6 protein-coding genes are annotated in these 6,392 nt (G+C 71.5%); 4 read left to right on the top strand and 2 right to left on the bottom strand.

The features are described from left to right. The first annotated feature begins 55 nt into the window (after positions 1–55). Positions 56–427: a YccF domain-containing protein gene (locus tag AOM03_RS11205; RefSeq protein ID WP_062381381.1), complete on the top strand. Its 372-nt coding sequence runs from the start codon at positions 56–58 to the stop codon at positions 425–427. 22 nt (positions 428–449) lie between these two features. Here the strand turns inward: AOM03_RS11205 and AOM03_RS11200 are convergent, their stop codons facing one another. Together AOM03_RS11200 and AOM03_RS13100 are read right to left on the bottom strand one after the other, a co-directional pair. Further along, positions 450–3,140 (bottom strand): DEAD/DEAH box helicase, encoded by a 2,691-nt coding sequence (locus AOM03_RS11200; RefSeq protein WP_062381379.1) that lies wholly within the window; start codon positions 3,138–3,140, stop codon positions 450–452. Then, entirely contained in the window at positions 3,137–4,531 is a 1,395-nt protein-coding gene (locus tag AOM03_RS13100) for a hypothetical protein (protein ID WP_082092364.1), read from the bottom strand. Before AOM03_RS13100 ends, AOM03_RS11200 begins: the two co-directional genes overlap by 4 nt. Here AOM03_RS13100 and AOM03_RS11190 point away from each other — a divergent pair. From AOM03_RS11190 to AOM03_RS12760, 3 genes are read left to right on the top strand one after another with little or no spacing between them, the layout of a single operon-like run. Next, complete coding sequence (locus AOM03_RS11190; protein WP_062381375.1) at positions 4,520–5,161, top strand: hypothetical protein; 642 nt, start codon at positions 4,520–4,522, stop codon at positions 5,159–5,161. The two genes, AOM03_RS13100 and AOM03_RS11190, sit on opposite strands and share 12 nt — an antisense overlap. 46 nt (positions 5,162–5,207) lie before the next feature. Then, positions 5,208–6,212, top strand: coding sequence for an HAD-IIA family hydrolase (locus AOM03_RS11185; protein WP_062381374.1), 1,005 nt, complete (start codon positions 5,208–5,210; stop codon positions 6,210–6,212). A 6-nt stretch (positions 6,213–6,218) separates the two neighbouring features. Beyond that, positions 6,219–6,392 (top strand): hypothetical protein, encoded by a 174-nt coding sequence (locus tag AOM03_RS12760; RefSeq protein ID WP_156157730.1) that lies wholly within the window; start codon positions 6,219–6,221, stop codon positions 6,390–6,392.

Below are 6,392 nucleotides of genomic sequence, written 5' to 3'. Positions count from 1 at the left end.
ACATCACGAAAGCCCCCCAACCCACGGTTGGGGGGCTTTCGCATACCCTGAGCATGTGCGCACACTTCTCAACATCATCTGGTTCTTCCTCGCGGGCATCGAGCTGTGGATCGCCTACATCCTGGTGGGCCTGCTCGCCTGCGTGACGATCATCGGTATTCCCGCAGGCGTCGCCTGTTTCCGGATCGGCAACTACGCGATCTGGCCCTTCGGCCGCGAGGTGGTCGACGACCCGGGTGCCGGCGGATGGTCGCTGCTGGGGAACATCCTGTGGCTGCCCTTCGGCGCCATTCTCTCGATCGCGCACGTGATCACCGCGATCCCTCTGGCGCTGACCATCATCGGTCTGCCCCTGGCGTGGGCGAACATCAAGCTCATTCCCGTGTCGATGTTCCCCCTGGGGAAGAGGATCGTCGAGTCGCACTGACGCCGGGCGACCGGATCTGTCGTCAGGAGGCTCCGACCGCCAGCACCTCGAGCACGGGTGCGCCGGCCTCGTCGCTCGCGTCCAGGTCGACCGCGGCGACGATCGCCCAGTCGTGATCCCCGGCCGGATCGTCGATCACCTGCCGGACCAGCCACGTACGGTGCGGCAGTTCGGCGTGACCGCTCGCCCGTAGCGCCGCGGCGGCGCGCCCCTCGGACGGGTCCGTGGAGGCGTCGACGAAGGTGATCAGCGCGGTCGAGCGTGCGTTCGGCCCGATGCCGATCGCGTCGTCGCCCTGATCCTCGAAGAGCGGGTCGAGCGCGTTCTCCCAGGTACGGGCGTTCCAGCCCGCACCGCCGTCGAGCGATCCGAGCGCCGCATAGTCCTCGCGGGAGGCGAGCTCCACGCGGCGGAACAGGGCATTGCCCACGAGGCGGCGCAGCACCCGCGGCGTCGCGCTGAGGGGACGGGTCGCCCCGACGACCGTGCTGGAGGTCGCCGCGATGGCGGGATCCGCGTCGTCCGCCGTGAGGTCGGGGTTCGACAGGCGCTCCCACTCGTCCAGCAGCGACGAGTCGGTGGAGCGCACCATCTCACCCAGCCAGTCGGTGATCTCGACGACCTCTTCGGTGCGATGCTCCTCCGGCACGGTCTGGCGCATGGCGCGGAAGGCCTCCGCAAGGTAGCGGAGGACCACGCCCTCGGTGCGCTCGAGGCCGTACACGGACACGAGGTCTCCGAAGGTCATGGCCTTCTCGAGCATGTCGCGCACCACGGACTTGGGTGACAGCTGCGCATCCAGGACCCACGGGTTCGAGCGGCGGTACATCGTGAACGCCGGCTCGAGCAGGTCGGCGAGCGGTTGCGGCCAGGTGACGTCCTCGAGCGCCTCGATGCGCTCCTCGTACTCGAGGCCCTCGGCCTTCATCGCCGCGACCGCCTCGCCACGGGCCTGGTGCTGCTGTGCGAGCAGGATCTGGCGCGGGTCGGACAGGGTCGCCTCGATCACGGAGACCACGTCGAGCGCGTGGTCGGGCGACTCGAGCGAGAGCAGATCCATCGCCGCGAGCGCGAACGGGGACAGCGGCTGATTGAGCGCGAAATTGCGCGGCACGTCGACCGTGAGGCGGAGCGACGGACGCGCCCCCCGCGGGTGCGCCGGGTCCGGGATGCGCACGCGCTCGACCACGCCGGCGACGCGGAGCGACCGCGCGATCCGCAGCGCCTGGCGCGCGTGCGCCGAGCGCTGCGCGGGCGACTCGTGGACCGCCGCGAGCAGGTCCCTCATCGCGAGAACGGGATCCTGGATCTCCCGGCCGCCCCGTGCATCGTCCCTGGAACGGGCCAGGACGTTGAGCACCATGGCGTGCGTGACCTGGAAGCTCGAGGTGAGCGGCTCGGGAGGCGCGTCGCGCAGGCGCTCGAACGTCGCATCGGTCCAATTGACGGAGCCCGCGGGTGCCTTCTTGCGTACGATCTTCTTGCGCTTCTTGGGGTCGTCGCCGGCCTTCGCCAGGGCCTTGCGGTTCTCGATGACGTGCTCGGGGGCCTGGACGATCACCTCGCCCTCGGTGTCGAAGCCGGCGCGGCCCGCGCGCCCTGCGATCTGATGGAACTCGCGCGCGGTGAGGTGGCGCATGCGCTCGCCGTCGAACTTCACGAGCGAGGTGAGCAGCACGGTGCGGATGGGGACGTTGATGCCCACGCCGAGCGTGTCCGTGCCGCAGACCACCTTGAGCAGGCCGCGCTGCGTGAGCCGTTCGACGATGCGGCGGTAACGGGGGAGCATGCCCGCGTGGTGGACCCCGATGCCGGCGCGCAGGAACCTGCTGAGAGTCTTGCCGAACCCGGTGGAGAAGCGCTCGCCGTCGAGCGCCTGCGCGATCGCGTCGCGCTCGGAGCGAGTGGCGACCTGCATCGACAGCAGCGCCTGCGCGCGGTCGATCGCGTCCTTCTGAGTGAAGTGGACGACGTAGACGGGCGCGCGTCCGGTCTCGACGAGGCGCTCGACCACGTCCGCGAGCGGCTCGTCCGAGTAGTCGAACGTGAGGGGCACGGGGCGCTCGGCGTTCGCGACCTCGACGACCGGCCGGTCCGAGCGGCCCTCGAGGTCCTCCACGAGCCACGTGGTGTCGCCCAGGGTCGCGGACATGAGCAGGAACTGCGTGCGCGGCAGTTCCAGCAGCGGCACCTGCCACGCCCACCCGCGCTGGGGGTCGGAGTAGAAGTGGAACTCGTCCATGACGACGAGCGACGCATCGGTCTGCGCGCCGTCGCGCAGCGCCAGGTTCGCGAGGATCTCCGCGGTGCAGCAGATGATGGGCGCATCCGCGTTGACGGCCGAGTCACCGGTCATCATGCCGACGTTGGCGGTGCCGAACATCTCGATGAGCGCGAAGAACTTCTCCGACACGAGCGCCTTGAGAGGAGCCGTGTAGAACGTGCGGCCGCCGCGCCCTGCCCGGTGGGCGGCGAGCGCCGCGAAGTGCGCACCCGCGGCGACGAGCGACTTGCCCGAGCCGGTGGGCGTGGCGAGGACGACGTGGGAGCCGGAGACCAGCTCGATCAGGGCCTCGTCCTGGTGCGGGTACAATGGTGTGCCCTGGTCCGCGGCCCAGGAGGCGAATGCCTCGTACACCGCGTCGGGATCGGGGTCCGTGCCGGGCGCAGTCTCGGGCAGCCGGGCGAGCAGGGAGCGGTCGGTGGAGGTCATCTCCACCATTGTCCCGCCTTCGCCGGCCCCCAGGCGCCGCGACCGCACACCGCCGCGCCACCCGGGACCGTCTCACCAGGTGATTCGCGCGAGACTTCAGGGACAATGGGACGAGTCCCACATTTGATCGGAGCATCATGGCCGCAGAGAACGACCGCAGCGCGGGCGACGACGAGCGCAAGCGACGCCGTCCCAGCTACGACGAGCGGCCCGGACGCAACCCCCGCGGGGGAGAACGCGGCGACCGTCGTGACGGCCAGCGTCCCGCGCGCGGCTCCGACCGCGACGGCGAGCGCCGTCCCCGTCGCGATGGGGATGATCGTCCGCGTCGTTCGTTCGATGGCGACCGGAATGACCGGCCTCGGCGCAACTTCGATGGGGACCGGAACGATCGTCCCCGTCGCAGTTTCGATGGGGACCGTCCGCGTCGCGATGGCGACGAGCGCCCGCGCCGTTCCTACGATGGTGATCGGAATGACCGGCCTCGTCGTAGCTTCGATGGTGACCGTCCGCGTCGCGATGGCGACGACCGACCCCGTCGTTCGTTCGACGGGGACCGCAACGACCGCCCTCGGCGCAGCTTCGATGGTGATCGGAATGACCGGCCTCGTCGTAGCTTCGATGGTGACCGTCCGCGTCGTGACGGTGATGATCGTCCGCGCCGTAACTTCGATGGTGATCGCAACGACCGTCCCCGCCGTAACTTTGATGGCGACCGCAACGACCGTCCGCGCCGTAGCTTCGATGGTGATCGCAATGACCGGCCTCGTCGTAGCTTCGATGGTGACCGTCCGCGTCGCGACGGTGATGATCGGCCACGTCGTTCGTTCGACGGCGACCGGAATGACCGGCCTCGCCGCAACTTCGATGGTGACCGCAGCGACCGCCCGCGCCGTAGCTTCGACGGCGACCGCAGCGACCGCCCGCGCCGTAGCTTCGACGGGGACCGCAACGACCGCCCCCGCCGCAGTTTCGACGGCGACCGGAATGACCGTCCCCGCCGCAGTTTCGACGGCGACCGGAATGACCGTCCCCGCCGTAGCTTCGACGGCGACCGCAACGACCGCCCCCGCCGTAGCTTCGACGGGGACCGCAACGACCGCCCCCGCCGCAACTTCGATGGCGACCGCAACGACCGCCCCCGTCGCAACTTCGATCGGGACGGCGACCGTGGCCCCCGTCAGGGAGGCGGCCCCCGCCAGTACCGCGAGGACCGTGGCGGCGCCGACCGCGAGCGCGGCCCCCGCAACGCCGCCGTGCCGCTCACGCGTGGTCCCGAGGTCGACGCTCCGGAGATCCCCGAGGAGATCACGTACAACCAGCTCGACCGCGCGGTGCGCGCGCGTCTGCGGACCCTGAGCAAGGACAACGCCGAGGACGTGGGCCGCCACCTGATCATGGCCGGCCACCTCATCGACATCGACCCGGAGCTCGCCTACCGGCACGCCCAGGTCGCGGCGCTGCGCGGCGGCCGCGTGGACGTCGTGCGCGAGGCCGCCGCCCTCACCGCGTACGCGACGGGCCGGTACGCGGAGGCGTTGCGCGAGTTCCGCACCGTCCGCCGTCTGGGCGGCTCGAACGAGCACCTGCCCGCGATGGCGGACTGCGAGCGCGGCCTGGGCCGTCCCGAGCGCGCCCTGGCCCTCGCGCAGGAGCCCGAGGCCAACAACCTCTCGCGGGAGGCCGCGGTGGAGATGCAGATCGTCGTCGCCGGCGCCCGTCTGGACATGGGAGACGCGGAGGCCGCGCACCTGGTCCTCACGCGCATCGTCCCCCCGAACGAGGAGCTGCGCGCACGAATCGACGAGGCGCGCGTCGAGGCGCTGCGCGTGCTGGGCCGCGACGAGGAGGCGGACGCGCTCGAGGCCTCGATCCCCGAGCCCGTCGAGGAGCCGGTGGACGAGGACGTGGTCCTGTACGACACGGCCGAGCTGCCCGACCCCGAGGCCGAGTTCGAGGACGACGACGAGGCGCCCGGGCAGGATGAGCCTGGTAGCGACCAGCCCGCCGGGGACCGCTGACCCCGAGCACGCACGAACAGCACGACCGAGGAGCGAGGGACACGCGATGACCGGACTGATGGGCACGAGCGCGCCACTGCAGGAGGAGTTCGACGTCGCGCTCGTCGACCTCGACGGCGTCGCCTACAAGGGCCCGTACGCCATCCCGACGGCGCCGCCCGCCCTGGCGGCGGCGCGCGCCGCGGGGATGCGGATGATGTTCGTGACGAACAACGCCTCCCGCGAGCCCGAGACCGTCTCCGACCACCTCACCGAGCTCGAGATCCCCACCGACCCCGGCGAGGTCATGACGGCCGCCCAGGCGGGCGCGGAGCTGCTCGCCGAGCACGTCCCCGCGGGCGCCAAGGTGCTCATCGTGGGCGGCGCCGGGCTCCACACGGCGGTCGCGGCCAAGGGCTACGAGATCGTCGCGAGCGCGGACGACCACCCCGCCGCGGTGATCCAGGGCTTCGACCCGACCGTCGGCTGGAAGCACCTCGCCGAGGCGGCGTACGCCATCCGCGCGGGCGCCCGCTTCTTCGCCACCAACCTCGACATCACCATCCCCACCGACCGCGGCATGGCACCCGGCAACGGCACGCTCGTGGGCGTGGTGCAGGCCGCGACCGGCGTGACCCCGCTCGCGGCCGGCAAGCCCGAGCCCGAGATGTTCCGCCTCGCCGCCCGCAAGGCTGGCGCCGAGCGACCGATGATGATCGGCGACCGCCTCGACACCGATCTCCAGGGCGCGCGCGCCGCGCACATGCCCGGGCTGCTGGTCTTCACCGGCGTCTCCACCGTCAAGGACGCGATCCTGGCCCGGCCGGAGGAGCGTCCGGCGTTCCTGGGCACCGACCTGGGCTGCCTGGCCGAGCCGCACCCCGAGCCGCAGCTGGTCCACCACTGGTGGCACGTGGGCGAGGCCCGCGCGCGCGTCACCGAGGGCCGACTCGTGGCCGACGGCGGCCGCCCCATCGACCGCATCCGCGCCGCGTGCGCGGCGGCCTGGGCGGCGGCGGACGCGGGGGAGCGCCTCGAGGTTGAGACGCTGCCTCGCCTGCCGCTAGCCTGACGCATCATGGCTGACACCACCGAGTCGCAGTCCGAGCACAACGAGGTCGAGTACCCCGCGGAGGTCCGCGAGGCGCTCCTGGCCGTCACGGAGCTGCCGGACGATCTCGAGCAGCAGGCCGAGTTCTTCGAACGCGTCCAGCAGGCGCTCGCGACCCGCCTGCGCGAGGACACGCAGTAG

Source organism: Demequina pelophila (assembly GCF_000971175.1).
GTDB classification, from domain to species: Bacteria; Actinomycetota; Actinomycetes; order Actinomycetales; family Demequinaceae; genus Demequina; species Demequina pelophila.
The sequence above is the reverse complement of the archived record's forward strand: the minus strand, read 5'-3'. Positions and strand labels throughout refer to the sequence as shown.

Coding starts and splice junctions, on each gene's coding strand:
- AOM03_RS12760 (WP_156157730.1), top strand. CDS start 6,219: ATGGCTGACACCACCGAGTCGCAGTCCGAGCACAACGAGGTCGAGTAC.
- AOM03_RS11185 (WP_062381374.1), top strand. CDS start 5,208: ATGACCGGACTGATGGGCACGAGCGCGCCACTGCAGGAGGAGTTCGAC.
- AOM03_RS11200 (WP_062381379.1), bottom strand. CDS start 3,140: ATGACCTCCACCGACCGCTCCCTGCTCGCCCGGCTGCCCGAGACTGCG.